At 66.8% G+C, this 24940-nt stretch carries 28 protein-coding genes; 13 read left to right on the forward strand and 15 right to left on the reverse strand.

Annotation, left to right across the window (positions count from 1 at the left end; translation table 11 throughout):
- The first annotated feature begins 220 nt into the window (after positions 1-220).
- The 4 genes from BPET_RS16320 to BPET_RS16335 all read left to right on the forward strand — a co-directional run bounded on the left by BPET_RS16320 (position 221) and on the right by BPET_RS16335 (position 5418).
- The gene (locus tag BPET_RS16320; protein ID WP_012250120.1) at positions 221-1570 is read left to right on the forward strand and encodes an HdeD family acid-resistance protein; all 1350 of its coding nucleotides are present in this window, start codon (positions 221-223) and stop codon (positions 1568-1570) included.
- Positions 1571-1646: 76 nt separating this feature from the next.
- The gene (locus BPET_RS16325; RefSeq protein ID WP_041864071.1) at positions 1647-3149 is read left to right on the forward strand and encodes an ABC transporter substrate-binding protein; all 1503 of its coding nucleotides are present in this window, start codon (positions 1647-1649) and stop codon (positions 3147-3149) included.
- Between the two features lie 20 nt (positions 3150-3169).
- Positions 3170-4969 carry a gamma-glutamyltransferase family protein gene (locus tag BPET_RS16330; protein ID WP_012250122.1) on the forward strand — a complete coding sequence of 600 codons (1800 nt, stop codon included), beginning with the start codon at positions 3170-3172 and terminating at the stop codon, positions 4967-4969.
- Positions 4970-4974: 5 nt separating this feature from the next.
- Complete coding sequence (locus BPET_RS16335; protein WP_012250123.1) at positions 4975-5418, forward strand: GNAT family N-acetyltransferase; 444 nt, start codon at positions 4975-4977, stop codon at positions 5416-5418.
- 34 nt (positions 5419-5452) lie between these two features.
- Here BPET_RS16335 and BPET_RS16340 read toward each other — a convergent pair whose 3' ends face one another.
- Positions 5453-6157, reverse strand: coding sequence for a GntR family transcriptional regulator (locus BPET_RS16340; RefSeq protein WP_012250124.1), 705 nt, complete (start codon positions 6155-6157; stop codon positions 5453-5455).
- Positions 6158-6264: 107 nt separating this feature from the next.
- Here BPET_RS16340 and araD point away from each other — a divergent pair, with 107 nt between their 5' ends.
- The 3 genes from araD to BPET_RS16355 are packed head-to-tail and all read left to right on the forward strand — an operon-like array spanning position 6265 to position 9792.
- On the forward strand, positions 6265-7998 hold the full coding sequence (gene araD, locus BPET_RS16345) for an L-arabinonate dehydratase (protein ID WP_041862997.1): 1734 nt from the start codon (positions 6265-6267) through the stop codon (positions 7996-7998).
- Positions 7999-8033: 35 nt separating this feature from the next.
- Entirely contained in the window at positions 8034-8753 is a 720-nt protein-coding gene (locus tag BPET_RS16350) for a ribonuclease activity regulator RraA (RefSeq protein WP_012250126.1), read from the forward strand.
- A 49-nt stretch (positions 8754-8802) separates the two neighbouring features.
- The gene (locus BPET_RS16355) at positions 8803-9792 is read left to right on the forward strand and encodes a Bug family tripartite tricarboxylate transporter substrate binding protein (RefSeq protein WP_012250127.1); all 990 of its coding nucleotides are present in this window, start codon (positions 8803-8805) and stop codon (positions 9790-9792) included.
- 25 nt (positions 9793-9817) lie between these two features.
- Here BPET_RS16355 and BPET_RS16360 read toward each other — a convergent pair whose 3' ends face one another.
- Complete coding sequence (locus tag BPET_RS16360) at positions 9818-10780, reverse strand: GlxA family transcriptional regulator (protein WP_085970262.1); 963 nt, start codon at positions 10778-10780, stop codon at positions 9818-9820.
- Positions 10781-10914: 134 nt separating this feature from the next.
- Between BPET_RS16360 and BPET_RS16365 the strand changes: the two genes are divergently transcribed.
- The gene (locus BPET_RS16365; protein ID WP_012250129.1) at positions 10915-11274 is read left to right on the forward strand and encodes a DUF1428 domain-containing protein; all 360 of its coding nucleotides are present in this window, start codon (positions 10915-10917) and stop codon (positions 11272-11274) included.
- Positions 11275-11380: 106 nt separating this feature from the next.
- Entirely contained in the window at positions 11381-11860 is a 480-nt protein-coding gene (locus BPET_RS16370) for a VOC family protein (RefSeq protein ID WP_012250130.1), read from the forward strand.
- 52 nt (positions 11861-11912) lie between these two features.
- On the opposite strand, the gene BPET_RS16375 is transcribed toward BPET_RS16370, so the two are convergent.
- Positions 11913-12374 (reverse strand): GNAT family N-acetyltransferase, encoded by a 462-nt coding sequence (locus BPET_RS16375; RefSeq protein WP_012250131.1) that lies wholly within the window; start codon positions 12372-12374, stop codon positions 11913-11915.
- Positions 12375-12608: 234 nt separating this feature from the next.
- Between BPET_RS16375 and trhA the strand changes: the two genes are divergently transcribed.
- Positions 12609-13265 (forward strand): PAQR family membrane homeostasis protein TrhA, encoded by a 657-nt coding sequence (trhA, locus tag BPET_RS16380; RefSeq protein WP_012250132.1) that lies wholly within the window; start codon positions 12609-12611, stop codon positions 13263-13265.
- 19 nt (positions 13266-13284) lie between these two features.
- Here trhA and BPET_RS16385 read toward each other — a convergent pair whose 3' ends face one another.
- Positions 13285-14121: a class II glutamine amidotransferase gene (locus BPET_RS16385; RefSeq protein WP_012250133.1), complete on the reverse strand. Its 837-nt coding sequence runs from the start codon at positions 14119-14121 to the stop codon at positions 13285-13287.
- A 218-nt stretch (positions 14122-14339) separates the two neighbouring features.
- Here BPET_RS16385 and sorT point away from each other — a divergent pair, with 218 nt between their 5' ends.
- Positions 14340-15581: a SorT family sulfite dehydrogenase catalytic subunit gene (gene sorT, locus BPET_RS16390; protein ID WP_012250134.1), complete on the forward strand. Its 1242-nt coding sequence runs from the start codon at positions 14340-14342 to the stop codon at positions 15579-15581.
- Positions 15582-15595: 14 nt separating this feature from the next.
- Positions 15596-15958: a SorU family sulfite dehydrogenase c-type cytochrome subunit gene (gene sorU / locus BPET_RS16395; RefSeq protein WP_012250135.1), complete on the forward strand. Its 363-nt coding sequence runs from the start codon at positions 15596-15598 to the stop codon at positions 15956-15958.
- Positions 15959-16168: 210 nt separating this feature from the next.
- On the opposite strand, the gene BPET_RS16400 is transcribed toward sorU, so the two are convergent.
- Complete coding sequence (locus tag BPET_RS16400; protein WP_012250137.1) at positions 16169-16591, reverse strand: VOC family protein; 423 nt, start codon at positions 16589-16591, stop codon at positions 16169-16171.
- A 100-nt stretch (positions 16592-16691) separates the two neighbouring features.
- Between BPET_RS16400 and BPET_RS16405 the strand changes: the two genes are divergently transcribed.
- On the forward strand, positions 16692-17738 hold the full coding sequence (locus tag BPET_RS16405) for an NADP(H)-dependent aldo-keto reductase (RefSeq protein WP_041863001.1): 1047 nt from the start codon (positions 16692-16694) through the stop codon (positions 17736-17738).
- Between the two features lie 42 nt (positions 17739-17780).
- Here BPET_RS16405 and BPET_RS16410 read toward each other — a convergent pair whose 3' ends face one another.
- The 10 genes from BPET_RS16410 to ccoO all read right to left on the reverse strand — a co-directional run bounded on the left by BPET_RS16410 (position 17781) and on the right by ccoO (position 24937).
- A complete protein-coding gene (locus BPET_RS16410; protein WP_041863002.1) occupies positions 17781-18503 on the reverse strand; it encodes a haloacid dehalogenase type II in 723 nt (240 codons plus the stop codon).
- A 23-nt stretch (positions 18504-18526) separates the two neighbouring features.
- On the reverse strand, positions 18527-19288 hold the full coding sequence (locus BPET_RS16415; RefSeq protein ID WP_012250139.1) for an ABC transporter permease: 762 nt from the start codon (positions 19286-19288) through the stop codon (positions 18527-18529).
- Entirely contained in the window at positions 19285-20211 is a 927-nt protein-coding gene (locus BPET_RS16420) for an ABC transporter ATP-binding protein (protein ID WP_012250140.1), read from the reverse strand. Before BPET_RS16420 ends, BPET_RS16415 begins: the two co-directional genes overlap by 4 nt.
- Before the next feature lie 496 nt (positions 20212-20707).
- Positions 20708-20842 (reverse strand): hypothetical protein, encoded by a 135-nt coding sequence (locus BPET_RS27460; protein ID WP_269446924.1) that lies wholly within the window; start codon positions 20840-20842, stop codon positions 20708-20710.
- Positions 20843-21076: 234 nt separating this feature from the next.
- Positions 21077-21319, reverse strand: coding sequence for a hypothetical protein (locus BPET_RS16425; RefSeq protein WP_012250141.1), 243 nt, complete (start codon positions 21317-21319; stop codon positions 21077-21079).
- An 11-nt stretch (positions 21320-21330) separates the two neighbouring features.
- Positions 21331-21585, reverse strand: coding sequence for a FixH family protein (locus BPET_RS16430; RefSeq protein WP_012250142.1), 255 nt, complete (start codon positions 21583-21585; stop codon positions 21331-21333).
- A gap of 21 nt (positions 21586-21606) precedes the next feature.
- Positions 21607-23127 (reverse strand): cytochrome c oxidase accessory protein CcoG, encoded by a 1521-nt coding sequence (gene ccoG / locus BPET_RS16435; RefSeq protein ID WP_012250143.1) that lies wholly within the window; start codon positions 23125-23127, stop codon positions 21607-21609.
- 12 nt (positions 23128-23139) lie between these two features.
- Entirely contained in the window at positions 23140-24075 is a 936-nt protein-coding gene (gene ccoP / locus BPET_RS16440) for a cytochrome-c oxidase, cbb3-type subunit III (RefSeq protein ID WP_012250144.1), read from the reverse strand.
- A complete protein-coding gene (locus BPET_RS16445; RefSeq protein ID WP_012250145.1) occupies positions 24072-24239 on the reverse strand; it encodes a cbb3-type cytochrome oxidase subunit 3 in 168 nt (55 codons plus the stop codon). The genes ccoP and BPET_RS16445 overlap by 4 nt, the downstream gene beginning before the upstream one ends.
- Before the next feature lie 2 nt (positions 24240-24241).
- Positions 24242-24937: a cytochrome-c oxidase, cbb3-type subunit II gene (gene ccoO / locus BPET_RS16450; RefSeq protein ID WP_012250146.1), complete on the reverse strand. Its 696-nt coding sequence runs from the start codon at positions 24935-24937 to the stop codon at positions 24242-24244.
- Positions 24938-24940 lie beyond the last annotated feature (3 nt).

Consider the following 24940-nt stretch of genomic DNA (forward strand, 5'->3'; position numbering starts at 1 on the left):
GAGCCAGCCTCCTGGCCATGCAGCACCGCAACCCGCGTCAGATGTCTGGCTCCTGCGGGGCCAGCCTCCTGGCCATGCAGCATCGCAACCCGCCTCAGGTGTCTGGCTCCTGCGGGGCCACGCGCCTGGCCGTGGCGCATCGCAAACTCCCCCAGGTGTCTGGCTCCGCAGGTGCCAGACACCGAATGCAGGGCAAGGGCCGCGCGCACCGGAGGCACCGATGATCCAGATCGCGCTGCTGTTGTTCGGCGCAGATTTCGTGCGGCGCCAGGCGGGAATCCTGGCCTGGCTAGGCGCCGGCTGGGCAGCCCTGGGCCTGTTCATCCTGGCCGACGGAATGGACGGGGTACGCTATTTCCCGGCGCATGTGTTCGGCGCCTTCCTGCTGCTGGAAAGTCTGGTCACGCTCGCCGTGGCGTCCGGCGGGATAGGCGCGCAGAAGGCCGTGCTGTATTTCAAGGGCGGGCTGTTCCTGTTCATTGCGGTGCTGATCCTGTCCGGCCGCCACACCAGCAACCTGATGCTGGCCATTGTGTTCGGGCTGGCGTACTTCGTCATGGGCACGCTGCAGATGGCCTCGTCCTGGGTCGTGCGGTTTCCGCACTGGAAGCAGGCCTTCCTGGGCGGGCTGGCGCAGATGGCGTTCGCCATTTTCCTGTTCCAGCCCTACCCTACGCACTACCGCGGCACGCTGTCCGCTTTCGTGGGCGTGACCCTGCTGGTGGGCGGCATCAACACCTGGCGCATTGCCCGGCGCGCGCGCAAAATGCCCGATGGCCGCTCGGTGTTCGACCTGCTTGCCCCGCGCGACCTCCTCCCGCACCGGCATCGCGAATCCGCGCGCGATGCCGCCGCCGCCGCCCCCGCGCCAGCGGCCACGGACGCGGTGCAGTCGCCGCTGGTAGTGCATGTATGGACGCCGGAAGGCTCCTCCAAGCACGAGCCGGTGCCGCGGCCGCTCATCAACCGCTACATCGCGGCCGTGGACGCCAAGGGAGTGATCTCGACCGGACACGCGGCGCTGGAGCTGCCGCCAGCCACCTACATCAGCCTGTACCCGGCGGTGGAAATCGACCGCTCTCCGTCGGAATTCTTCCGCCTGCTCAAAGCCACGCGCGACAATGACGTGCCGGGCGAATTCCAGCCCGACTACCCCACCGAATCGGCCGCATGGTGCCCGTCCACCCGGCAGGTGCTGTTCCACAGCTACAACGCGGCCGGCCTGCAGCGTTTCTGGCAGGCTTACCGGCAGCGTGAAATCTACAACCTGACGTACCGCAACTGCTCCAGCACCGTTTCGTTCGCCCTCGAGGCGGCGCTGGATGGCGCACTGCAACACGAAGCCGGCGCCTGGCGGCGCGTGCTGCGCACGCTGCTGATGCCGGAACTGTGGATCGCCGCCCAGGTGCGCAAGCGCGCCACCACCATGGCCTGGACGCCAGGGCTGGTGCTGGACTACGCCCGCGCGCTGCGCGCTATCGTGCATCCGGCTCAGGCGTCATGGCTGCACAGCCTGCGCTGGGCCGCGCGCCAGCAATCGCGCGCGGCGCCGCCCGATTTGGTAGATTGACGCCATTGCGGCTTGTTGCCGCGCCGCCCGCATTCCCCCATTCAACTGCCTGAAAGGAATTTCTGCCATGCGACCCATGCGTAGCCTATGCCTCGCCCTGGCCGCGGCCGGCCTGCTTGCCAGCGCCGCCGCCGCCGCGCAATCCACCATGCGTATCGGGCTGCAGGACGACCCCGACGTGCTCGACCCGGCGCGCGCCCGCACGTTCGTGGGCCGCATCGTGTTCGCCTCGCTGTGCGACAAGCTGGTGGACATCTCGCCCGACCTGAAGTTCGTGCCGCAACTGGCGGAAACCTGGAAAACCAGCGACGATGGCCTGGCCCTGACGTTCACGCTGCGCTCGGGCGCCTTCTACCACGACGGCACCCCCATCGACGCCGCCTCGGTGAAAGCCAACCTCGATCGCGCCATTACGCTGCCCGACAGCAACCGCAAGAGCGAGCTGGCGTCCGTGGCCAGCGTGGAAGCGCCCGACGCGCGCACGGTGGTGCTGCACCTGAAGCAGCCCGACGCTTCGCTGCTGTCGCAGCTGTCCGACCGCGCCGGCATGATGCTGTCGCCGGCCACATTCGACCAGGATCCCGGCCGCAACCCGGTATGCTCCGGCCCGTACAAATTCAAGGAACGGGTGCAGAACGACCGCATCGTGCTGGAAAAGTTCGACAAGTACTGGGACAAGGACAACTACCACTTCGACCAGGTCGTCTTCACGCCCATGCCCGACACCACGGTGCGCCTGAATAACCTGCGCTCGGGCGGACTGGACATCATCGAGCGCGTGGCCCCCAGCGACGTCAAGACGGTGAAAGAAGATTCGAATCTCAGACTAGCGCCCGTCACTGGCCTGGGCTACCAGGCCATCTCGGTCAATATCGCCAACGGCGCGCGCGCCGACAACCCGCTGGCCAAGGACAAACGCGTGCGCCAGGCGCTCGACCTGGCCATCGACCGCGACGTGATCAACCAGGTGGTGGGCGAAGGCATGTACCAGCCGGCCTACCAGCCCTTCCCGCCAGCCAGCTTCGCGTACGACAAGAGCGTCGAACGCACCGGCCGCGACCCGAAAAAGGCGCAGGAACTCCTGAAGCAGGCGGGCTACGACCGCGTGAAATTCGAGCTGACCTTCGGCAACAACACCACCATGCAACAGGTGTTCGAACTGGTCCAGGCCATGGGCGCGGAAGCCGGATTCGACATCTCGCTGCGGCCCATGGAATTCGCCGCCCTGCAATCGGCGCTGCCGCGCGGCGACTTCGTGGTGGGCCAGACCGGTTGGTCGGGCCGGGTGGACCCCAGCGGCAATATTTACCAGTACATCACCTGCAAAGGCAGCCTGAATGACGGCAAGTACTGCGACGCCGAGATGGACAAGCTGATGAACGAGGCGCGCAGCGTGGCCGACGAAGGCAAGCGCCGAGCGCTGTACGCCCAGGCCATGCAGAAAATGCAGGAAGACGATCCGCGCATCTACCTGTTCTACCTGCCGTGGATCTTCGGCACCCAGGCCAAGGTGCAGGGTTTCGTGCCGTATCCCGATGGCCTGATCCGCCTGAAGGGCGTCACGGTGGCCAAACAATGAGCATCGATTCCGGCTACCGCATGTTCACCACCCGGCCCGAGATCCTGGGCACTTTCGGGGTGGTGACCTCGACCCACTGGCTGGCCAGCAGCGCCGGCATGTCGCTGCTGGAACGCGGCGGCAACGCGTTCGACGCCGCCGTCGCCGCGGGCTTCGTGCTGCAGGTCGTCGAGCCGCACCTAGTGGGCCCGGCCGGCGAAGTGCCGGTGGTGTTCCATTCGGTGCGCACCGGCCGCACCGAAGTGCTGTGCGGGCAAGGCCCCACGCCGGCCGGCGCCACACTGGAACATTACCGTTCGCTGGGCCTCTCCCTGATCCCGGGCAATGGCTTGCTGCCGGCGGTGATTCCCGGCGCGTTCGACGCGTGGATGCTGCTGCTGCGCGACCACGGCACCCTGCGCGTGCGCGACGTGCTCGAACCCGCCATTTATTACGCCGACCACGGGCACGCGCTGATGCCGCGTATCGCCAACACCATTGCCGGCCTGAAAGACTTCTTCACCACGCACTGGCCCACGACGGCCCAGGTATACCTGCCCGGCGGCACGGCCCCGCAGGCCCGCAAGCTGTTCCGCAACCCGTGGCTGGCCGAAACCTGGCGCCGCGTGCTGCGCGAGGCCGAAGCGGTGGGCGGCGACCGCGAGCGCCAGATCGACGCGGCGCGCGATGCCTTCTACCGGGGCTTCGTGGCGCAGGCCATCGACCAGTACACGCGCAACACCGAAGTCATGGACGAAAGCGGCGCCCCGCACCGCGGCGTGCTCACCGCGCACGACATGGCCGGCTGGTCGGCCAGCTACGACGGGCCCGCCACTTATGACTACCACGGCTACACCGTAGCCAAGGCCGGCGCCTGGAGCCAGGGGCCCGTATTCCTGCAGACCCTGGCGCTGCTCAAGGGCCTGGACCTGCAAAGCCCCGGCCCCAATGGCGCCGAATTCGTGCACCTGGTCACCGAGGCCATGAAGCTGGCTTTCGCCGACCGCGAGGCCTACTACGGCGACCCGTCCTTCGTGCGTGTGCCGCTGCAGCACCTGCTGTCGGACGCCTACAGCGACGAGCGCCGCGCCCTCATCGGCCGGCTGGCCTCGCATGACCTGCAGCCCGGCCGGGTGCCGGGCTTCGAGGCGCAAGTCGACCGCGTCATGGACGTGCTGGCGCGGCTGTCCAAGGTCACGCCAGTGGGCGCGGCCGGCAGCGAGCCCACGCTGGCCGACATGCGCGCTTCGGCCAAGCGGGGCGACACCACGCACGTGGACGTGATCGACCGTTGGGGCAACATGGTTTCGGCCACGCCCTCGGGCGGCTGGCTGCAATCGTCGCCGGTCATTCCCGGCCTGGGCTTCCCGCTGAATACGCGTGCCCAGATGTTCTGGCTGGAACCCGGCCTGCCCGGCACCCTGGCGCCCGGCAAGCGGCCCCGCACCACGCTCACGCCATCGCTGGCGCTGCGCGACGGGCAACCCTATATGGTGTTCGGCACGCCCGGCGGCGACCAACAGGAACAATGGCAGCTGCTGCTGTTCCTGCGCCACGTGCATCATAGACTGAATCTGCAGGAAGCCATCGACCAGCCCATGTCGCACACCATGCACTTCCCTTCGTCGTTCTACCCGCGCGACCGCAAACCGGGGCACCTGGCGCTTGAGGCTTCATTCGGCCCCGACGTCATTGCCGATCTACGCGCGCGCGGCCACGTGATCGAAGAAGAGCCCGAATGGTCTACTGGTCGCCTGACCGCCGCCGCCCGCGACCCCGACGGCCTGCTGCACGCCGCGGCCACGCCCAGGTTGATGCAGGCGTACGCGGTGGGAAGGTAGCAGCCATGCGCGTCGAGATCTCCCGCGTGACGCACGCCGACGATGTGCTGGCGCAGGCCTTCGCGCGCCTGCTGCAGCAACTGTCGCGCACGGCGCCCGTCCTGACGCGGGCCGACCTGCAGGCCATCGTCGATGCTCCCGGCACCGAAGTATTCATTGCAAAATCCCTGGCGGATGGCCGTGTCGTGGGCACCCTGACCCTGGTGCACTTCCGCATTCCCACCGGAGTGCGCGCCTGGATCGAAGATGTCGTGGTGGACGGCGAAGCGCGCGGGCTGGGCGCGGGCGCGGCGCTGACGCACGCCGCGATCACCCGCAGCCGGGAGCTGGGCGCCAAAACGCTGGACCTCACCTCCAACCCCAGCCGGCAGGCCGCGCACCGACTGTATGAATCCTGCGGCTTTGCGCTACGCGACACGCGGGTGTACCGCCATCAGGGGCGTGCCTGAAAATCTCATCCACGCGCCGGCCACACGGGCCGGCTCACCCTTTGCGCACGTAATCCGGATAGCACTCGCAGATCTCGTCCACCTGGCTCAGCGTGCCCGACAGGTGTTCGCGCAGCGCTTCCTGCGCGCCGGCGGCGTCTTGCCGCGCGATTGCATCCACGATCCGCTGGTGGTCGCGCAAGATGCGGTCCGCCTTGCCCGCTTCGGGCAGGTGCAGCCTGCGCAGCCGGTCTACATGGCCACTGTAGCGCTGTTCCAGTTCCCATAGTCCCGCCACGCCGGCCGCCTCGTGCATCTCGCGGTGAAAGGCCCGGTCGGCATCCAGGAAGCCCTGGTAGCGGTCGGCGCCACGGTTGGCGCGCTGCCTGTCGATGTGGGCGCGCAGCCGCTCGACCAATGCCGGGTCGTGTCGCCCGGCCAGCACTCGCACGATTTCCAGCTCGAGCGAGCGGCGCAGAAAATGCGCCTGGCGCGCCGCCGCGATGTCGATGCGGCTCACCGCCGTCGTGTGCTGGGGGTAGATATCCACCAGCCCTTCGTCGCGCAACTGGCTCAGCGCGTCGCGAATGGGCGTCTGGCTGAGTCCGAAGGCTTCGGCCAGCTCGCCGCGCGCCAGGGGCTCGCCGGGCTTGAGATCCAGCGACACGATCAGGTCGCGCAGTTTTTCAAAGACCTGGGGCGCGGCATGGCGCGAACGGTCCAGGCGCAGGTCGACAGGCAGGGCTTGCAGCGTAGACATAGGCGAATCGGACAACAGCGATGACCCCCGATTGTACCGGCCACCGCGCCATTGACGTACTAATATATTAGTGTTTTAATCCTTCAACCCTGTCACGAATAGCGCTTATGACCCGCTCTTACAACGACCTGCGCAGCGCCCGCTGGATGGCGCATGACGACCTGCGCTCTTTCGGCCATCGCTCGCGCATGATGCAAATGGGCTATGGCCCGCAAGACTGGGCAGGCCGTCCGGTAATCGCCATCATCAACACGTGGTCCGACCTGAACCCCTGCCATAGCCACTTCAAGCAGCGGGTCGACGACGTCAAGCGCGGCGTCTTGCAAGCGGGCGGCTTTCCGGTGGAACTGCCGGCCATTTCGGTGTCGGAGTCGTTCGTCAAGCCCACCACCATGCTGTACCGCAACTTCCTGGCGATGGAAACCGAAGAGCTGCTGCGCAGCCACCCGGTCGATGGCGCGGTGCTGATGGGCGGCTGCGACAAGACCACGCCCGGCCTGATCATGGGCGCCATCAGCGCCAACCTGCCCTGCATCTACCTGCCCGCCGGCCCCATGCTGCGCGGCAACTGGAAAGGCAAGGTGCTGGGCTCGGGCTCCGATGCCTGGAAGCTGTGGGACGAACGCCGCGCCGGCAACATCACCAAACAAGACTGGACCGAAGTCGAAGGCGGCATCGCGCGCAGCTACGGCACCTGCATGACCATGGGCACGGCCAGCACCATGACCGCCATCGCCGAAGCCATCGGCCTGACGCTGCCAGGCGCCTCGTCGATCCCGGCGGCCGACGTCAACCACATGCGCATGTCGGCAGAATGCGGCCGGCGCGTGGTCGAGATGGTCTGGGAAAACCTCGCCCCCCAAAAGATACTGACGCACGCCTCGTTCAAGAACGCCATCAACGTAGCCATGGCCATGGGCTGTTCCACCAATGCCATCGTGCACCTGGTGGCCATGTCGCGCCGCGCCGGTTGCGCCGTGGACCTGGAAGACTTCGACGCGGCCAGCCGCGAAGTGCCCGTTATCGCCAACATCCGGCCCAGCGGCGACACCTACCTGATGGAAGACTTCTATTACGCCGGCGGCCTGCCCGGCCTCATGTCGCGGTTGGCCGGCAGCCACCTGGACCTGTCGGCGGCCACGGTCACCGGTCGCAGCTTGGGCGAGAACATCGCCGGCGCCCAGGTCTACAACGACGATGTGATCCGCCCGCTGGAGCAGGCCATATACCAGGAAGGCGCGCTCGCGGTATTGAAAGGCAACCTGGCGCCCGATGGCTGCGTGATCAAGCCCAGCGCCTGTGCGCCGCGCTACCTGCGGCACACTGGCCCGGCGCTGGTGTTCGACGACTACCCCAGCATGAAAGCCGCCGTCGAAGACGAGAGCCTCGACGTCACGGCCGACCACATCCTGATCCTGCGCAACGCCGGCCCGCAAGGCGGGCCCGGCATGCCCGAATGGGGCATGCTGCCAATTCCAGTGAAGCTGGTGAAACAGGGCGTGCGCGACATGCTGCGCCTGTCCGACGCCCGCATGAGCGGCACCAGCTATGGCGCCTGCATTCTGCACGCCGCCCCCGAGGCATATGTGGGCGGACCGCTGGCGCTGGTGCGCACCGGCGACCTCATCACCGTCGATGTACCCGCGCGCCGCATCCACCTGAACGTCAGCGACGCCGAGCTGGCCGAGCGCCGCGCCGCCTGGGTGGCGCCGCCCAGGCGCTACGAGCGCGGCTACGGATGGATGTATGCCCAGCACATCCTGCAGGCCAACGAAGGCTGCGACTTCGATTTCCTGGGAACCGGCTTCGGCGCGCCTGTGGCCGAGCCCGACATTTTTTGAACCGCGACATCGCCCGTCTCCACCACGACATCGCCATGACCACCCTGTCCGACACCACCCGCGCCCGCCTGGCCGCGGTCAGCACCGCCACGCTGTGCACCGCCCTGTTCAAGCGCGGCCTGCGCAACCAGTTCATCCAGGACGTGCGTCCGCTGCGCCCCGGCGTGCCCAACATGGTGGGCCCCGCCTATACGCTGCGCTACATTCCGGCCCGCGAAGACCTGAATCCCATCCAGGTTTTCGAAAACCCGCGGCACCCTCAGCGCGTGGCGGTCGAATCCTGCCCTGCCGGCGCGGTGCTGGTAATGGACAGCCGCAAAGACGCCCGCGCGGCGTCGGCCGGCTCGATCCTGGTGACGCGCCTGATGAAGCGTGGCGTGGCCGGCGTGGTTACCGACGGCGGTTTTCGCGATTCGCCCGAGATCGCCCAGCTGGACATCCCCGCCTATCACCAGCGCCCCTCGGCGCCCACCAACCTGACGCTGCACCAGGCCCTGGACCTGAACGTGCCCATTGGGTGCGGCGACGTGGCGGTGTTCCCGGGTGACATCGTGGTAGGCGACAGCGAAGGCGTGGTGGTGATTCCCGCCGGCATCGCCGACGACGTCGCGCGCGAGGCCGAGGAAATGACCGCATTCGAAGACTTCGTCACCAGCGAAGTACTGGCCGGCCGCAGCATCGTCGGCCTGTACCCGCCCACCGATCCCGTTACGCGCGAACGCTATGCCGCGTGGCGCGCACAGCACGGGCGCTGAGACGCGCCGTCATCGTTCCATACCTACACCCACAACACGGAGACAACTCATGAACCTGATCCGACGCCGCCGTCTGGCGCTGACCCTGGCGGCGGCCGCGCTGGCCGCCGCCGGGCTGCCCGCCCACGCCGCCGATTGGCCCAACGACAAAGCCATTTCGTATGTCGTGCCGTTTACGGTGGGCGGCTCCACCGACGTGGTGGGCCGCCTGCTGGCGCAGAAGCTGGGCGAACGCCTGCACCAGAGCGTGGTGGTGGAAAACAAGCCGGGCGCGGCCGGCGCCATTGGCGCGGCCTATGTGGCCAAGGCGCCGGCCGACGGCTATACCCTGTTCGGCGGCACCATCAGCACCCACGCCATCAACGCCAGCCTGTACAAAAACCTGCGGTACGACCCGGTCAAGGATTTCGAGCCGATCGCGCTGGTGGCCACGCTGCCCAACGTGCTACTGGTGGATCCAAACCTGGGCGTGAATTCAGTGGCCGAGCTGATCGCATTGCTCAAGCGCGAGCCGGCCAAGCGCACGTTCGCCTCGTCCGGCCCGGGCACCTCCACGCACCTGGCCGGCGAACTCTTCGCCGACACTATCGGCGTGCCGCTGACACACGTGCCTTACAAGGGCACCCCGCCCGCCATGGTGGATGTCTCGTCAGGCGCCGTGACCTTCATGTTCGACCAGATGACGGCCGCCCTACCCTTACTGCAGAACGGCAAACTGAAACTGCTGGCCGTGACCACGCCCAGGCGCATCGCGCTGTCCCCCGATACGCCCACCATGGAAGAAGCCGGCGTGGCGGGCTTCCAGATGGCGTCGTGGCAGGCGGTGTACGCCCCCAAAGGCACGCCCAAGCCCATCGTCGACCGCCTGTCGAAAGAAATCGCCGCCATCCTGAAAGAACCCGACGTGCAGGAAAAACTGGGCAAGACCATGGGAATGGAACTGGTGGGCAGCACACCCGAACAACTGCGCGACCTGATGGCCAGCGAGATTCCCCGCTGGGCCGAAGTGGTGAAGAAGTCGGGCGCGAGCGTGGATTGAAGCGCGCAACCGAAGACGCCCACCTTTACAGGTACCGCTCCCGATACCCCACGGGCGACATTCCGCAGTATTTGCTGAAAATATCGCGGAACGCCTTGGTGTCGCTGTAGCCGACTTCGTACATGACCTCGGCCACGGTTTTCCGGGAGCTTTCCAGCTGTTTCTTCGCCGCCTCGACGCGTATGCGCTGCAGGTACTCGACGATGCTGTTGCCGGTAGCCTGGCGGAACCGCCGTTCCAGCGTGCGGCGCCCCAACGCGTAGCGTTCGGCCAGCGCCTCGACCGTCAGGCGCTCGGCATAGCGGGTTTCGATATGCTGCTGCACAGCCAGCACGGTGTCGTCGGCATGCGCCTTGTGGCCCACGAACACTGAAAACGGCAACTGGCTCTGGCGGCTCCAGTCCAGCTGGAAAAACTTGGCGCACCAGATGGCGGTATCTCGGTCGGTGTGCTTTTCTATCAGGTGCAGCACCAGGTGCGCGGCCGAGAATGCGCCGCCGCTGGTGTACAGTCCCTGCTCGGCCATGACGATGCGATCGCAAACCCATTGCACCGCCGGAAACCATTGGGCATACAGCGACTGCGCCGCCCAGTGCACCACCGCGCGGCGGCCGTCCAGCAGGCCCGCCGCCGCCGGCAACGCTGCGCCCAGGCACAGGCAGGCCAGCTCGCCCCCGTTCTTGTAATACTGCGCCACCCAGTCGACCAGTTCCTGGTTGTCGGCCACGGCGCCCGGCCCGGGAGCCAGCAGCGGCGGCACGATGCAGATGTCCACCGCCCCCGCGTCGGCCAGCGTGGCGTCGGCCCGCACCTGGATGCGGCCCTCGTCCAGCAGCACCTGCGGCGCGGCCGCCACCAGGCGCACGGCAAAGCGCGGCTCGCGCCCTTGCGCCCGCAGGTACTCGTTCGCCGCCATGAAACCATGGCGGGCAGTTTCCAGCGACGCAATATTGGCCCCGGCGGGCAACAGGAAGGCGACGTTTTTCATGGCGCCAGCATACTGCCGCATGGCTGTCGCAATCCACCCGCAAGATTGTCGCAATTCCCCATCTGCGGCGGCCCGTTTTCCCGATACAGTACTCATTCGGCCTCGCGGGCCTAACCAGAACCAGGAGCATTGCCATGCAAGAACAGTACGTCGACGGTTTCCTGCTTGCTATCCCGAAAGACAAGCTGGATACCTATCAGGCCATGGCCTCGACCGCAGGCGCCGTCTGGAAAGAACACGGCGCGCTCGATTACCGCGAATGCGTGGGCGACGAGCTGCACGCAGACCCGAATTGCGCGTCGTTCGCCCAGGCCGCCGGCGCGGGCGAAGACGAGGTCGTCGTCTTTGCCTGGATTCTGTACCCCAGCAAAGCCGACCGCGACCGCACCAACGCCGCCGTCATGGCCGACCCGCGCCTGGCCCATTGCGAAGAAGGCGTGTTCGACATGAAACGCATGGCCTGGGGCGGCTTTCGCACGCTGGTCGCGGCATAGCGCCGCGGTTAAAAAAAAAGGCCCGGCTGTCGATCCGGCGCCGCGCCAATCGTCGTACTCACACAAGCGGCCTGCCATCCCGGCGCCGCCCCCTCTGGAGCCCAACATGGCCACCGTGAAACCCATTCCCGCCGATATGCACGCCGTGACGCCGCACCTGATTTGCGACGGCGCCGCCCGCGCCATCGATTTCTACGTCCAGGCCTTCGACGCAATCGAACTGGCGCGCCTGCCCGGCCCCGAAGGCAAGATCATGCACGCCAGCGTGCGCATCGGCGACTCCACGCTGATGCTGGCCGATGCCTTTCCCAATTGTGGCCCGAACGACCCCACCGCCCTGAACGGCTCGCCGGTGATCCTGCACCTGTACGTCGAAGACGTCGACGCCACCATGGCCCGCGCCCAGGCAGCCGGCGCCACCATCACCATGCCGGCGCAAGATATGTTCTGGGGCGACCGCTACGGCCAGCTGACCGACCCGCTGGGGCACCGGTGGTCGGTGGCCACGCACCAGCACGACTACACGCCCGAGCAGATCCAGGAAAACATGCGCGCCGCGTTTCCTGACGGTTGCGGCCAATCGTAATCGCGACGGCCGCGGGGCCGCGCAGCGGCAGTCCCGCGGCCCTATGGCCAGCCTAGAACACCTTGCGGTAAACAATAAAGCCCGACTGCTCGGCCACTTGGTCGTACAGGCGGCGCGCCGTGGCATTGCCTTCCTGGGTCTGCCAGTACACTCGTCCGCAATGCGCGGCGCGCGCCTGCTCGTAGACGGCTTCGATCAGCGCCCGTCCCACGCCACGGCCGCGCGCGGCTGGCAGGGTGTACAGATCCTGCAGGTAGCAATTGGGGCCCAGCGCGGTGGTGCTGCGGTGAAACAGGTAATGCACCAGCCCCAGCAGCGAACCTTCCGCCTCGGCCACCAGGGCATGCATGGGTTCGTAGCCATCGAAGAAGCGCGCCCATGTCGTGCGCGTGATCTCGTCGGGCAGCGCGGTGACGCCGGTACGGCCGTAAAAGGCGTTGTAGCCGTCCCAGAGCGGCTTCCAGGCAGCGAAGTCGTCTTGACGCACAGGGCGGATGGATACAGCGGCAGGCATGTCCGGCCTCCGGGCAAAGTGGCGGATAAAGGGAATTCTACAAGCCGCCCGCTATCCACCCCAACTACCCACCCCACCACCCGCCGCACCACCTGCCGCACCACCCGCTCCCCCATCGCGCGGCATTGTGCGCAATCAAGCGCGCCGCGCGAGTCTTCTTGAACTGCCAGGCGCAAACGCCTAAGGTGTGTTAATTGCACACCCCGTGCGTCCTGCCGCGCAACCTGCCTTCACATGTCCCGCACCGACCGCCCCCAGACTTTCGGCGAAGAAATCGCCAACAGCGTCAGCCACGGCCTGGGCGCGCTGGGCGCCCTGCTGGCGGCGCCGCTACTGATCGTGGGCGCCACCCGCCAGGGCGACGCCGCCCTGATCGCCGGCACGGCGGTCTTTGCCGCCTCCATGTGCCTGCTGTATCTGGCCTCCGCGCTGTACCATGCCCTGCCGCGCGGCCGCGCCAAGCGGCTGTTCAACGTGCTCGATCACTCCGCCATCTATCTGCTCATCGCCGGCACCTACACGCCGTTCACCCTGGGGCCGCTGCGCGGCCCGTGGGGCTGGACCTTGCTGGCGCTGGTGTGGGGCCTGGCGGCGCTGGGCGTCACGCTGAAGGCCAGCCGGCGGCTCGACCGTCCGCTGCTGTCCACCGGCCTGTACCTGGCCATGGGCTGGCTGGTGGCCATCGCGGTCGACCCCGTGCTCGAACACGTGCCCGCCGGCGGGCTGTGGCTGCTGCTGGCCGGCGGCCTGGCCTACACGGCAGGGGTCGTGTTCTTCGTGCTCGATTCGCGCTGGCGCTACGCCCACTTTGTTTGGCACTTGTTCGTGCTGGCGGGCACGGCATGCCATTTTTTTGCCGCGCTCTGGTACGCCATGCCGGTGGCGGCGTAGCCCTGGCGCCGGTCCGGTTTCAACTACGGTCCGGCACGAACGGATACGCCTGCACCCGGCCGCCGCCAGCCACGATGGCGGTGGCCTCGGGCACGTCTTCCCACGCGCCGGGCAACTCCACCAAAGGCTCGGACAGCAGCATGTAGGCGTCGTCGTCCAGCGCCGCGATGCGCGGCTCGTCGGGATACAACTGCTTCAGGTGCCGCACGTCGGTGCTATGGAACAGCGAGCGCGAATTCGCCTCGCTAGAGTACCGCACCGCGATCAGGCGCTGCCCGTCCAGCGCGCACACCGTCATGTTCAGCGGATGCTCGATGCCATGCCGGTGCCCGACATCTTCCACTACGGCCACCATGCGCTGCAGGGCCGGCACGGGGTCGGACTCCAGGCCCAGGCTCAGCGCCAGCAGGAACATCACTTCTGAATCGGTAGAGCCCTCGAGCGACGCGAAGTACCGCGGCGCGATCTGCATCATCAGTTCGCGCCGCAGCAACGGATAGCCGCGGATCAGGCCGTTGTGCACGAACAGCCAGCGGCCATGACGAAACGGGTGGCAGTTGGTTTCCTGGGCTGGCGTGTCGGTGGCGGCGCGGATGTGCGCCACGAACAGCGGCGCCCGGATGGCGCGCGCCGCCTCGCGCAGGTTGCGGTCGTTCCAGGCCGGATGAATGCTGCGGTAGCGGTATGGAAGCTCGTCCGGATCGGCGCCATACCAGCCCAGCCCGAAGCCGTCGCCATTGGTGGTGGTGGCGCCCAGCCGCGAGTGCAGGCTCTGGTCGATAAGCGAGTGCCGAGCCTTGAAAATGACAGTCTCGAGTTGCAGGGGACTACCGGTATAAGCCATCCAACGGCACATGGAAACGCTCCTCGAATTCGGGTCGACAGGGTTTTATACGCTTTTTGATAAAAGCCGCCGCATTCTTACAACCCGTTGACATATAGACAGGCATTGCCGATCATGACAGCCAGCCGTTGCCAAGGCGGCAAGGCCGCCGCCTGGCGGCCAACCACAAGCACCATAAACACAATACCGCGCCTGCCCTCGGCAATGCGCGGCAACCGGAGAGGCTTGTCATGGAGACTACACCCCTTAATCCCGCGCGCCGCCGCCTGCTGGCGGGCAGCGCCGGCGCACTGACCGTGGCCGGGCTCGCCACCTCTGGCGTGGCGCGCGCCAGCGAACAGGCGGGCAGCAAGGCCGCCGCCGCTCCGGCGGCCTCCGCGGCCAAGCCGCTGCCGGCCTACGCCGCCTGGAAAGACCCCGACAGCGTCATCGTGCACAGCGCCAATACCATCGAAACCCGGCGCGGCGCTTTCGGCGACGGCGTCATCACGCCGGCGCGCGAACTGTACGTGCGTAACAACCTGCCGCCGCCCGATGCATCGATTCTCGACGACCGCGATGCGTGGGCGGTCGAGATCCAGGGCGTGAAGCAACCCCGCACGCTGACGCTGGGCGAACTCAAGACCCTGGGCGTGGAGACCATGGCCACCGTGCTGCAATGCTCCGGCAATGGCCGGGGGTTCTTCCCGCACCAGCCCAGCGGCACGAAATGGCAGGTCGGCGCGGCCGGCTGCGTCATGTGGACCGGCATCCCGGTGCGCACGCTGGTCGAATACCTGGGCGGCCTGGAAGGCGACCCTGCCTACATGACCGGCACCGGTGGCGAGAAGCTGCCCGACGGCCTGGACCCGAAAACCCTCATGGTCGAACGCTCGGTGCCGCGCGACACCATGCAGGACGCCATGCTGGCCTGGGAAATGAACAATGAGCCGCTGTCGCTGGCGCACGGCGGCCCGCTGAGGCTGATCGTTCCGGGCTATACGGGCGTGAACAACGTCAAGTACATCAAGCGCCTGGCGTTCACCACCGAGCAAAGCCCCGTGAAAATCCAGCAGACCAGCTACCGGCTGGCGCCGCTGGACGCCAAGCCCGGCCCCGAACACCCCTCTGCCTGGGCCATGACGCCGAAGTCGTGGGTAACCGCGCCCGGCGCCGACGGCGAGCCCGTCAAGGCCGGACGGCAACTGGTGCGCGGCGTGGCGTTTTGCGGCATCCATGCCGTCAAGCGCGTGGACGTATCGCTCGATGGCGGCAAGACTTGGAAACAGGCCACGCTGGTGGGCCCTGACCTGGGCAAATACGCCTGGCGCCAGTTTGCCCTGGCGGTCGAGCTGCCCGCCGGCGAACACGTGCTGGCCAGCCGGGTCGAAGACACCGAAGGCAACGTGCAAGTGGAAGAGCGCGTCGAGAACGTACGTGGCTACTTGAACGCCAGCTGGCGCGACCATGCCTTGAAGATCACCGTGTCATGACCATGGTGGCATCGATGCATCGTCATACGCTGTTGCGCCGCCGCGCCGGCGGCTTGCGCCTGGGCCTGGCCGCGCTGGCGGCAGGCCTGTGCGCGGCGGCCGCGCCCGCGGCGGCCGATCCGGCCAACGCCGAGGCCGGCCGCGCCCTTTTCACCAAGACGGCCGCGCCAGCCTGCGCCGTGTGCCACACCCTGGCCGATGCCGGCGCGGCCGGGGCCATCGGGCCGAATCTGGACGAACTCAAGCCCGATGCCCATCGGGTTGCACAGGCGGTGCGCAATGGCATCGGCGTGATGCCGGCATTTGAATCCCTCAGCGACGCCGAGGTGCAGATACTGGCCGAATACGTCTCCAGCGCCACCGGCGCCGCGCAATAGCGCCACTGAAATAGGCGCCCCAGGGCTGCCCCGGCCTTGGGCTCCACAGTGGCTGGCCCACAGCGGCTGCCCCATAGCGGCTACACAGTGGCTGCCCTATAGCGGCTACCCATAGCGGCTACCCACAGCGGCTGGCCCCACAGGTGTCTGGCTCCGCAGGTGCCAGACACCACAACGAGCATCACCGGCGCCGCGCGCCAGCCCTGATTTTTAATCGGCAGGCAGCATGTTCGGATTCCATGCCACTTCCCACAGGTGCCCGTCCGGGTCCTGGAAATACCCCGCGTAGCCGCCCCAGAACGTGTCCGCGGCGGGCTTGGTGATGGTAGCGCCCGCCGCGCGCGCTTGCTGCATGACGAAGTCGACTTCGTTCTTATCGGCCACATTGTGCGCCAGCGAGCATTCGGTGGCGCTGCGGGGCCCGGCCGGCAGGCCGCTGTCGTGCGCCAGGCTGGCGCGCGGCCACAGCGCCAGTTTCAAGCCGGGCTGCAAGTCGAAGAACGCCACGGCGCCATGCTCGAACTCGGTGCCGATGATGCCGGGCGTTGCCAGGCCCAGGCCATCGCGGTAGAACTCCACGGCGCGCGCCAGGTCGTCCACGCCAAGCGTGATCAGGGTAATGCGGGGCTTCATGTCGGGCTCCAGGCAGGCGGGTGACGGGCGGTTATTGAATCATCGCCCCGGGCCGGTAGTAACATCAACCCCGAATTTCATTTCTACCGGAGTCTCACCCTTGAAATACCGCAAACTCGGCCGCACCGATACCGAAGTCAGCCTGATCGGCCTGGGCACCATGACCTGGGGCGAACAGAATTCCGAAGCCGATGCCCATCGGCAGCTCGACTACGCGCTGTCGCGCGGGGTGAACCTGGTCGACACCGCGGAAATGTACCCAGTGCCGCCCAAGCCCGACACGCAAGGCCGCACCGAAACCTACATCGGCACCTGGCTGGCCAAGACCGGCCGCCGCCACGACATTGTGCTGGCCAGCAAGGCCGCCGGGCCGGTGCGCGATGCCAAGCGCCCCAGCCACATCCGCGACGGCAAGACGTTCCTTGACCGCAAAAACCTCACCGCCGCGCTGGACGCCAGCCTCAAGCGCCTGCAAACCGACTACCTGGACCTGTACCAGCTGCACTGGCCCGACCGCAGCACGGCCACCTTCGGCCGCGAGTACCCGTGGATCGACGACGACTACACCGTTCCCGTGCAGGAAACCCTGGAAGTGCTGCAAGACTTCGTGCGCGCCGGCAAGGTGCGGCACATCGGGGTCTCGAATGAAACCCCGTGGGGGGTGGCGCAGTTCCTCAAGCACGCTGACACGCTGGGTCTGCCGCGCATCGACACCATCCAGAACCCGTACAGCCTGCTCAACCGCACCTACGAAAGCGGCCTGTCCGAATTCAGCCACCGCGAACAGGTCAGCCTGCTGGCCTACTCGCCGCTCGCGATGGGCGTGCTGTCGGGCAAGTACCTGGACGGCGCCCGCCCCGAAGGCGCGCGCCTGACGTTGTTCACGCGCTTTACCCGCTACAGTAACGAACGCACCGAGGCCGCCACCCGGCAATACGTACAACTGGCGCGCGACCATGGGTTGTCGCCCACCCACCTTGCGCTGGCCTGGGTGAACCAGCAGCCTTCGGTGGCCAGCAACCTGATCGGCGCCACTACGCTCGACCAGTTGAAAGAAGACATCGACAGCGTCGATGTGAGCTTGCCGCCGGAACTGCTGGAGCAGATCGACAAAATCCACGCCGGCAACCCGAACCCGGCGCCATAGCGGCGGGCCGCGCGGGGTGCCGGGGACAGGTAGCCCTAGCCTCTAGCCCAGCAGCTGCTCGGCCAGGCCGTTGAAATCGTCGGCCACCGCATCCCAGTCTTGCTCGGGGTGCAGGTCGATGGCCTGACCCGGCCCGTGCTCGGTGGGCCGGCGCACGAAGGCTGTCTTGAGCCCGCACTGGCGCGCGGCCGCCAGGTCGCCATTGTGCGCCGCCACCATGCACACCTGCGATGGGCTCAGCCCCAGCACCTCGGCGGTGCGCAAATAGGCTTGCGGCATGGGTTTGTAGGCCTGCGCCACCTCGGCGCCCAGAATGGCATCCCAGGGCAGGCCCGCGCGCTTGGCCATGTCCAGCATCAGACGGATATTGCCGTTTGACAGCGGCGCGATGATGTAGCGGGTTTTCAGGCGGGCCAGCCCGGCCACCGAATCGGGCCAGGGGTCCAGGCGATGCCAGGCCAGGTTCAGCGCATCCAGCTCGGCGGCGGGCACGCCCGCCAGGTCGATACCGGCATCGCGCAGGGCGGCTTCCAGGTTTTCGCGGTGCAGGACATCCAGCCGCACAAAGGGCCGCTGCCCGCTGCGCACCGCCTGCATCGACGGGCCGTAATGGCTGCGCCACGCATCGGCGAAGGCCAACGGCTCGATCCTGCCCTGGCCGTGCCGGGCCAGGAATGGCTCGGCCTCGCGGGCCACGCCGGTGCGCCAGTCGACCACCGTGCCGAACACATCAAATACCAGTGCCTGCACCTCGTTCCACGCCATGACCGCCTCCGTTTGCGAACCGGCTAGGTCTTGAGCCGGTAACCCGTCTTGAAGATCCAGCGAACGCCCACCAGGCATGCCGCCAGGAACGCCAGTGTCATGCCCAGGCTGATGGCCACACTGACATCCGATACGCCATAGAAGCTCCAGCGAAAACCGCTGACCAGATACACCACCGGATTGAACAGGGTGACGCCCTGCCAGAACGGCGGCAGCATCTTGATGGAATAAAAAGTGCCGCCCAGGAAGGTCAGCGGCGTGATGATCATCAGGGGGATGATCTGCAGCTTCTCGAAGCCGTCGGCCCACACACCGATAATGAACCCGAACAGGCTGAACGTGACCGAGGTGAGCACCAGGAAACCGATCATCCAGAACGGATGCGCGATCTGGAAGTCGACGAACAGGCGCGCGGTGGCCAGCGTGATGAGCCCCAGAATGATGGATTTGCTGGCCGCGGCGCCCACGTAGCCGGTGACGATCTCGATGTACGAGATCGGCGCCGAATGGATTTCGTAGATGGTGCCCGAAAAGCGCGGCATGTAGATGCCGAATGAAGCATTGGCCACGCTCTGCGTCAGCAGCGACAGCATGATCATGCCGGGCACGATGAACGCCCCGTAGCTGACGCCTTCGATCTCGACCATGTGCGACCCGATGGCCGAGCCGAACACCACGAAGTACAGCGCCGTGGACACCACCGGCGAGGCCACGCTCTGCATCAGCGTGCGCCAGGCACGGGCCATTTCAAACAGGTAGATGGCGCGGATGGCATAGAAATTCATGATTGGGCACTCACCAGGCTGACGAAGATTTCCTCCAGCGAGCTCTCGGAGGAACTGAGGTCGGTGAATTCGATACCCGCCTCGTCCAGTTGGCGCAGCAGGCGCGCGACCTCGCCCCCGCCCTGTTCGTTGTCGTACGAATACACCAGCCGGTGGCCATCGTCGGCCAGCTCCAGGCCGTACCCGCCCAGCGCCGCCGGCACGGCCGGCAGGGCCGTTTTCAAGGTAAGCGCGAGCTGGCGCTTGCCCAGTTTTTTCATCAGGGCGTGCTTTTCTTCCACCAGGATGATCTCGCCCTTGCGGATCACGCCGATGCGGTCGGCCATTTCCTGGGCTTCTTCAATGTAGTGGGTGGTAAGAATGATGGTGACGCCGCTTTCGCGCAGGCGCCGCACCATGTCCCACATGCCGCGGCGCAGTTCGACGTCGACGCCGGCCGTGGGTTCGTCCAGGAACAGGATCTGCGGCTCGTGCGACAGCGCCTTGGCGATCATCACGCGGCGCTTCATGCCGCCCGACAGAGCCATAATGCGCGAATCTTTCTTGTCCCATAGCGACAGGTCGCGCAGCACCTTTTCCACGTACGCCGGATCGGCCGGCTTGCCGAACAGCCCGCGGCTGAAGGTAACCGTGTTCCAGACGCTTTCGAAGGCGTCGGTGGAGATTTCCTGCGGCACCAGGCCGATACGCGAGCGCGCCTTCCGGTAATCGGCCACGATGTCGTAGCCATCGGCCAGCACCCGGCCCTGGCCGGGGTTGACGATGCCACAGATGATGCTGATCAGGGTGGTCTTGCCGGCCCCGTTGGGGCCCAGCAGCGCGAATATCTCGCCGCGCTGAATGTCGAGATTGATGTTCTTCAAGGCCTGATGTCCGGACGCGTACGTCTTGGACAGGCCTTGTACGGAAATGACGGGCTGCACGCGGACCTCGGTTTGGCGGTTTAAGCCATTGATTCTACTTGGTCAGCTCGCGGGTATCGTTCCGCTGGGACTACAACATTGTTCCACCCGGCCACCGCCCGGCGCCCCGCTGCCCCGCCCTCCCAGCGCTATCCAGGTGCGTGCGATGGCGTCCTGGAAGCGCTCGCCCCCTCCAGGTGTCTGACTCCCGGAGGGTGTCAGACACCGTTCGCTTGAGACGCAGACTGCCCGCTTCGGGGTCAGGCACCTGCGGCGCTTGAGACGCAAACTGCCCGCTTCGGGGTCAGGCACCTGCGGAGCCTGACCCCTGCAAGAACAACGCCGGCACGAACAGCAGCTGCACGAACGACAGCTGCAAGAACAACAGCGGCAAGAACGACATCAACAAGGGCGCCACCTGCGAAGGTGTCCCGCAAGCGCTCGCCCCGTCCAGGTGTCTGACTCCCGGAGGGTGTCAGACACCGTCCGCTTGAGACACAGACTGCCCGCTTCGGGGTCAGGCACCTGCGGAGCCTGACCCCTGCAAGAACCACGCCGGCACGAACAGCAGCTGCAAGAACAGCAGCGGCAAGAACGACAGCGGCAAGAACGACAGCGGCAAATACAACAGCGGCAAGAACGACATCAACAAGGGCGCCACCTGCGAAGGTGTCCCGCAAGCGCTCGCCCCGTCCAGGTGTCTGACTCCCGGAGGGTGTCAGACACCGTCCGCTTGAGACACAGACTGCACACTTCGGGGTCAGGCACCTGCGGCGCTTGACCCCTGCAAGAACAACGCCGGCACGAACAGCACTTGCAGGTACAACATCGGCACGGAAGACTCCCGCAAGCGCGGCGCCGGCAAGGGCGTCGCCCGTAATGGCGCCTAGAAGCTGTCGCCGCCGTCCGGGGTGTCGCGCGGCACCAGCCAGGCCGTCAGGGCACTGGCAAATGCGGCGATCAGCCACAGCACGAAGAACGACACCGTGTAGAAACCCAGGCGGCTGGGCTGCCAGCGGCCCAGCACCAGCACGTCCAGCGGATCGATCAGGGCGAAGATCAGCGCGCTGCCCACGCCAGCCGCCAGAAACGACGGCCACAGTACTCCCATCAGCAGGCGCCAGTGCATAGACGGCTCCATCAGGGCCGCGCGGCGGTTTGGCCCGCTGCACCGGCGGCCGGGGCGGCGTTTACCACAGCGGGCGCGGCGGCGGGCGCGCGTTCAACCACGAGGCCGCGCTTGACCGCGCCATCGGCGATGGGCTGGTCGGCAAAGCGCGTGACGGCCAGGTAGATGGTGATGATGCAGCCCATCATGGCCAGCAGCGGGCCTGCCATCAGGAACCACGGCCACGGTTCGCGATACCAGGGATCGGACGTTGCGGATTTCGTCATGGGTGGGCTCCAAAGCGGGGGTCAGTCGGGCACATAAAAACTCGAGGCCTCGTCACGAGCCAGCGCCTGGCCATCGCGTCCTTGGGCGCGGGCCTGCACGGTGATGGGGTGCGAGCCCGGCCCGGCAGCGCCGGCCGGCGCCCGGATGACGACCGGCACCAGCTTGTTGGCGTAGGGCTCCAGCGCGATGGCCTGATCATCCTGGCGCTCGATGCGCAGGTTCAGCCCTGGCAGACCGGTGGCCTGCAGCTGCAGCACCATGGGAGATTCGGAGGTGTTGATGAGCTGCAGGCGGTAGACGTTCTCGATCATGCCGCCCGGCGCCTCGCGGGCCAGTACGCCGCGGTCGCGAATCACGTCGAGCCGCAGCGGGTTGCGCAGCGCCAGCGTGGCCACGAAGGCCGCCGCCAGCGCCAGGATGACGCCACCATACACCAGCACCCGCGGGCGCAGCAGCCGCGCCCGCGCCTGGGGCGCCGTCCAGCCCTGCTCGACCGCGCGCTGCGACGCATAGCGGATGAGGCCGGTGGGATACTGCATTTTGTCCATGACCTGGTCGCAGGCATCGATACAGGCGCCGCAGCCAATGCACATGTATTGCAGCCCGTCGCGGATGTCGATACCCGTGGGGCACACCTGCACGCACAGGCTGCAATCGACGCAGTCGCCCATTCCAGCGGCCTTGTGGTCGATTTTGCGCGAACGCCCGCCGCGCGGGTCGCCACGCCCCTTGTCGTAAGTGACCACGAAGGTGTCCGGGTCTACCATCACGCTCTGGAAGCGCGCGTACGGGCACATGTACTTGCACACCGACTCGCGCATGAACCCGGCGTTGCCCCAGGTGGCGAACCCGTAGAACAGCATCCAGAACCACTGCCACGGCCCCAGCTGCAAGGCCAGCAAGTCATGGCCCAGGCCGCGGATGGGCGCGAAATAGCCGATGAAGGTGTAGCCGGTCCAGCCAGCCACGATGATCCACAGCGCGTGCTTGGCCGCTTTCAGGCGTAGTTTGCGCAGCGTCCAGGGCGATTCGTCGAGGCGGATGCGCGCCAGGCGGTCGCCTTCGACCTTGCGCTCGATCCACATGAAGATCTCGGTGTAGACGGTCTGCGGACAGGCGTAGCCGCAGAACAACCGCCCGGCCACCGCGGTAAACAGGAACAGCGCCAGGGCCGAAATTACCAGCAGCACGGCCAGGTACACGACGTCTTGCGGCCACAGCACCAGCCCGAACAGATAGAACTTGCGCGCCCCCAGGTCGAACAGCACGGCCTGCCGGCCGTTCCATTGCAGCCATGGCAGGCCATAGAACACCAGCTGGGTCAGGAAAACGAACACCACACGCCAGCTCGCGAAGACGCCATTGACCGAACGCGGGTAGATCTTGCCGCGCACGTCGGCCAGGGTCTGTTCCAGGGTTTCGGTGGCCGCGCCCGGCCGCGCGGGGCCGGGGTGCGGGCGCCACCCGGGCGCCGCGTCCGCCGCGCCGCTCGGGCCGGCGGCCACCGGCCCTCGTTGCCCGGGTATGTCAGGCTGCTCCATTACTGCTCATCCTCATTGCGGCGCTCCGGCGCCAGCCTGCGTCGAGTTTGACAACCCCCAGACCCAGGCCGTCAGAATCCGGATCTGCTCCGGCGTCAGCACCGCGTCGTGCGCGGGCATGCGGTTGTCGCGCCCTTCCAGGATGGTCTGCACGATGGTGGCCTCGGAGCTGCCGTACAGCCAGGTGCCGTCGGTCAGGTTGGGCGCGCCCAGCGCCTGGTTGCCCTTGCCGTCCACGCCGTGGCAGGCCACACAGTAGGTCTCGAAGGTGCGCTGGCCGCGCAAGACCTTCAGAGGATCTGCCGCCAGCTTCGACAGCGAACGCACATAGTGCGCCGTATCGCTCGCGGCGGCCGGGTCGATGCTGCCTTTCCAGGGCGGCATGATGCCGTGCCGGCCGTGTGTGATGGTCTGTTCGATGGTTTCGGGCGAACCGCCGTAGAGCCAGTCGCCATCGGTCAGGTTGGGAAAGCTGCGGCCGCCACGGGCGTCGGAGCCATGGCACTGCGCGCAGGTGTTCAGGAACAGGCGCTCGCCGATCTGGCGCGCGGCCGCGTCGGCGGCGATTTCGGGCACCGACATGGCGGCGTAGCGCGCGTATACCGGCTTGACCTGCTCGGCCTGCTGAGCCTGGTGGCGCTGCACTTCGTCGGCAGTGGTGTAGCCCAGCACGCCCTTGAACATGCCCAGGCCCGGCATCAGCACCAGGTAGCCCAGCGCGAACAGGCACAGCAGCAGGTACATCCAGGTCCACCAGCGCGGCACCGGATTGTTCAGTTCGGTAAGGTCTTCATCCCATACGTGGCCGGTGTCGTCGACCGGGCCGGCGGACGGCTGGTTGCCCAGCCAGCGCCGCTGCGTGTACAGCAGCCACAGACACCAGGCGATGCCGCCCAGGGCGATGAAGGCGATGAAGTAGCCGAAGAAAGAATAGCTGAAATCGCTCATGGCCGCGTTGCTCCTTGTGCGATTCCGTCTTCGTCGGGCAGCGCGAACGGCAACAGGGCCGATTCAAGGTTGGCGCGCTGGCGGCCGCGCGAATACGCCCACCAGACAATGCCCAGAAAAGTAGCCAGCGAAATGGCTGTCATGATTCCCGTGAATATCAACATGTTCAGTTTCCTTGTGCCGCCGCCGCGCCCTGCCCGGCCGCCTGGCGGGCCTGCTCGGCCTCGGCCTGGCGCGCCTTGCGCAGACCTACGCCCAGGCCCTGCAAGTAGGCCACCAGCGCGTCTTCTTCGGTCTTGCCAGCGATTTCCTGCGGCGCCGCCTGGATCTGCGCGTCGGCGTAAGGCACGCCCAGCTTGCGCAGCGCGCGCATGCGTTCCTGCACGTTCTGGCCGTCGAGCAGCGCATGCTGCAGCCAGGGGTAGGAAGGCATGTTCGACTCGGGCACCACCAGGCGCGGGTCGCGCAGGTGGATGCGATGCCACTCGTCGGAATAGCGTTCGCCCACGCGGGCCAGGTCGGGACCGGTACGCTTGGAACCCCACAGGAAGGGGTGGTCGTACACCGACTCGGTGGCTTCGGAATACAAGCCGTAGCGCTGCACCTCGGCCTGCAGCATGCGCACCTGCTGCGAATGACAGCCCACGCAGCCTTCGCGGATGTACACGTCGCGGCCCATCAGGCGCAGCGCGCTGTAGGGCTCGATGCCAGGCGCGGCCTGGGTGGTGGAATGCTGGAAGAACAAGGGGATGATCTGGACCAGCCCCGCGAACGACACCACCAGGATGCTGGCGATGATCATCAGGCCGATGTTCTTTTCAAGGGTCTGATGCGAGAAAAAACCGTGTTGCTTGTTGGCCATGAA

Origin of the sequence: Bordetella petrii (assembly GCF_000067205.1) — a bacterium.
In the GTDB taxonomy this organism is placed as follows: Bacteria; Pseudomonadota; Gammaproteobacteria; order Burkholderiales; family Burkholderiaceae_B; genus Bordetella_A; species Bordetella_A petrii.

Coding starts and splice junctions, on each gene's coding strand:
- BPET_RS16320 (WP_012250120.1), top strand. CDS start 221: ATGATCCAGATCGCGCTGCTGTTGTTCGGCGCAGATTTCGTGCGGCGC.
- BPET_RS16325 (WP_041864071.1), top strand. CDS start 1,647: ATGCGTAGCCTATGCCTCGCCCTGGCCGCGGCCGGCCTGCTTGCCAGC.
- BPET_RS16330 (WP_012250122.1), top strand. CDS start 3,170: ATGTTCACCACCCGGCCCGAGATCCTGGGCACTTTCGGGGTGGTGACC.
- BPET_RS16335 (WP_012250123.1), top strand. CDS start 4,975: ATGCGCGTCGAGATCTCCCGCGTGACGCACGCCGACGATGTGCTGGCG.
- BPET_RS16340 (WP_012250124.1), bottom strand. CDS start 6,157: ATGTCTACGCTGCAAGCCCTGCCTGTCGACCTGCGCCTGGACCGTTCG.
- araD (WP_041862997.1), top strand. CDS start 6,265: ATGACCCGCTCTTACAACGACCTGCGCAGCGCCCGCTGGATGGCGCAT.
- BPET_RS16350 (WP_012250126.1), top strand. CDS start 8,034: ATGACCACCCTGTCCGACACCACCCGCGCCCGCCTGGCCGCGGTCAGC.
- BPET_RS16355 (WP_012250127.1), top strand. CDS start 8,803: ATGAACCTGATCCGACGCCGCCGTCTGGCGCTGACCCTGGCGGCGGCC.
- BPET_RS16360 (WP_085970262.1), bottom strand. CDS start 10,780: ATGAAAAACGTCGCCTTCCTGTTGCCCGCCGGGGCCAATATTGCGTCG.
- BPET_RS16365 (WP_012250129.1), top strand. CDS start 10,915: ATGCAAGAACAGTACGTCGACGGTTTCCTGCTTGCTATCCCGAAAGAC.
- BPET_RS16370 (WP_012250130.1), top strand. CDS start 11,381: ATGGCCACCGTGAAACCCATTCCCGCCGATATGCACGCCGTGACGCCG.
- BPET_RS16375 (WP_012250131.1), bottom strand. CDS start 12,374: ATGCCTGCCGCTGTATCCATCCGCCCTGTGCGTCAAGACGACTTCGCT.
- trhA (WP_012250132.1), top strand. CDS start 12,609: ATGTCCCGCACCGACCGCCCCCAGACTTTCGGCGAAGAAATCGCCAAC.
- BPET_RS16385 (WP_012250133.1), bottom strand. CDS start 14,121: ATGTGCCGTTGGATGGCTTATACCGGTAGTCCCCTGCAACTCGAGACT.
- sorT (WP_012250134.1), top strand. CDS start 14,340: ATGGAGACTACACCCCTTAATCCCGCGCGCCGCCGCCTGCTGGCGGGC.
- sorU (WP_012250135.1), top strand. CDS start 15,596: ATGCATCGTCATACGCTGTTGCGCCGCCGCGCCGGCGGCTTGCGCCTG.
- BPET_RS16400 (WP_012250137.1), bottom strand. CDS start 16,591: ATGAAGCCCCGCATTACCCTGATCACGCTTGGCGTGGACGACCTGGCG.
- BPET_RS16410 (WP_041863002.1), bottom strand. CDS start 18,503: ATGGCGTGGAACGAGGTGCAGGCACTGGTATTTGATGTGTTCGGCACG.
- BPET_RS16415 (WP_012250139.1), bottom strand. CDS start 19,288: ATGAATTTCTATGCCATCCGCGCCATCTACCTGTTTGAAATGGCCCGT.
- BPET_RS16425 (WP_012250141.1), bottom strand. CDS start 21,319: ATGCACTGGCGCCTGCTGATGGGAGTACTGTGGCCGTCGTTTCTGGCG.
- BPET_RS16430 (WP_012250142.1), bottom strand. CDS start 21,585: ATGACGAAATCCGCAACGTCCGATCCCTGGTATCGCGAACCGTGGCCG.
- ccoG (WP_012250143.1), bottom strand. CDS start 23,127: ATGGAGCAGCCTGACATACCCGGGCAACGAGGGCCGGTGGCCGCCGGC.
- ccoP (WP_012250144.1), bottom strand. CDS start 24,075: ATGAGCGATTTCAGCTATTCTTTCTTCGGCTACTTCATCGCCTTCATC.
- BPET_RS16445 (WP_012250145.1), bottom strand. CDS start 24,239: ATGTTGATATTCACGGGAATCATGACAGCCATTTCGCTGGCTACTTTT.
- ccoO (WP_012250146.1), bottom strand. CDS start 24,937: ATGGCCAACAAGCAACACGGTTTTTTCTCGCATCAGACCCTTGAAAAG.